Genomic DNA, 2,008 nt, shown 5'->3' with positions numbered 1-2,008 from the left:
GATCTGATCTATGTGCTGTTCAACGGCCTCATCATAAAAGTGGTCATCGTCCTGATCGCCGCCAACACCCTCGACGCCGCCGCAATCCTGGTCCCGCAATCAATTGCGCACGCCGTTGGCGGCCAGCCCATCTGGCTGCAGGTCGCGGAAATCATCTTGATCACCGATATCGGCGTCTACTGGACGCACCGGGCCTTCCACGAAATCCCCGCGCTTTGGAAATTCCACGCCGTTCACCATGGCATTGACGAGCTGGACTGGCTCGGCGCCTTCCACTCCCATCCGGTCGACGCAATCCTCACAAAGGCAATATCGCTGACGCCGATCTTTTTCCTCGGCTTCTCCGAAGCCTCGATCGCCGTCTTTTCATCCATCTATTTTGGACACACGCTGCTTGTTCATTCAAACCTGCGGATCCCGTTCGGCCCCTTGAAGTGGCTGATCGCCAGCCCGCAGTTCCATCATTGGCACCATGCCAACCAGCGCGAAGCCTATGACAAGAACTTCGCCGGGCAGCTGCCTGTCCTCGACATGGTGTTCGGCACCTACAATGCAACCGGCAACAAGGTGCCGGAAAAATACGGCGTCGATGATCCGATCCCCGCCAGCTATTTCGGCCAGGTCAGCTATCCGCTCCTGCCCCGCGAGAAGTCATCAACCCGTCCAGTGCCGAGCACCGAAGCCTGACATCGGCAGCGCAGGATCTTTTGCCGCTCGAAATTGGCGGTGTCGCCTGATGGCAGCAGACTTCCCGTCGCGGGTTGGTTTTGGCGGATACCAGCAATAATCGTAGGCCCTGCGCATTCGCCTCGAGGCTTTCCCGGCATGGACTATCACGACGACGATCTCAGGAAATTCGAAACGCATGGCGCAACGCCTCTGCCTGCCACGAGAGACGAAGGTCGGGTGGAGCATGAGGGCGCAAAAATCTGGTACGCCACGTTCGGCGCCGGCCCTCCGGTGATCTTGTTGCATGGCGGCCTCGGTCATAGCGGCAATTGGGGATTTCAGGTTCCCGCGCTGGTCAAGCACGGCTACCAGGTCGTGGTGATCGACAGCCGTGGCCACGGGCGCAGCACCCGCGACGAACGGCCGTACAAATACGAACTGATGGCTTCCGACGTCCTGACCGTGATGGACGCCCTGCACTTGAAAAAGGCGGCCGTGGTGGGTTGGAGCGATGGCGCCTGCGTTGCCCTGATCCTTGGCATGAAAGCCGCCGAACGCGTCACGGGCGTGTTCTTCTTCGGCTGCAACATGGATCCGAGCGGCACCAAGGAATTCGCGCCAAGCCCGGTTGTCGAGCGGTGTTTCGGCCGGCATGCCAAGGACTATGCCGAACTGTCGGCGACACCGGACCAGTTCGATGCATTCGTCAAAGCCGTCGGCGTGATGATGAAGACCGAACCCAATTATTCCGCCGCCGACCTGGCACGGACGCGCGTGCCCGTGGCGATCGTTCAAAGCGAGCATGACGAGTTCATCAGAGACGAGCACGCGGCCTATCTGGCCCACAGTATCCCGGGGTCGGAATTGATCACCCTGCCCGGCGTCAGCCATTTCGCGCCGCTGCAACGGCCAGAGCAGTTCAACAGCTTGCTTTTGTCCTTCCTTGGAAAAATTCATTCTTGAGAGTTCGGGGGGCGCCGCGCGCCCCGAAGCCGGAAGGCTTTTCTCTTCGAATCGGCTAAGCCTTGAGGCATGAACGAGACCTCACTCTATGCGCCGGTGAAGCGGTTCCTCGAAAATCTCGACTTCGTCGTAAAGGGCGAAATCGGCGGCTGCGACATCGTCGCGCTGCGTGAAGGCGAGCCGCCGGTCGTCGTCATCTGCGAATTGAAGCTGCAGTTCAATCTGGAACTCGTGCTGCAGGGCGTCGATCGTGCCGCCGCTTGCGACGAAGTCTGGCTGGCGGCGCGCATGTCGGCGCGCGGCAAGGGGCGCGAAAGCGACGCCCGGTTCCGCAATCTCTGCCGTCGGCTTGGCTTCGGCGTGCTTGGCGTGACAG

2 protein-coding genes and 1 pseudogene are annotated in these 2,008 nt (G+C 60.6%); all 3 read left to right on the top strand.

From position 1 onward, the window contains the following. Nucleotides 1-687 (top strand): sterol desaturase family protein (locus AC1DX0_RS35135; RefSeq protein WP_477359017.1); only part of this gene is annotated, 687 nt, incomplete at its 5' end. A gap of 138 nt (nucleotides 688-825) precedes the next feature. Beyond that, a complete protein-coding gene (locus AC1DX0_RS35130) occupies nucleotides 826-1,632 on the top strand; it encodes an alpha/beta fold hydrolase (RefSeq protein WP_477220699.1) in 807 nt (268 codons plus the stop codon). Nucleotides 1,633-1,701: 69 nt separating this feature from the next. After that, nucleotides 1,702-2,008: pseudogene (locus AC1DX0_RS35125) on the top strand (hypothetical protein); the annotation flags it as partial.

The sequence above is a fragment of the Mesorhizobium sp. P3_A9 genome, assembly GCF_056402975.1.
Note: the sequence above shows the minus strand (reverse complement) of the source record. Positions and strands in the feature narration are given on the sequence as shown.

Coding starts and splice junctions, on each gene's coding strand:
- AC1DX0_RS35130 (WP_477220699.1), top strand. CDS start 826: ATGGACTATCACGACGACGATCTCAGGAAATTCGAAACGCATGGCGCA.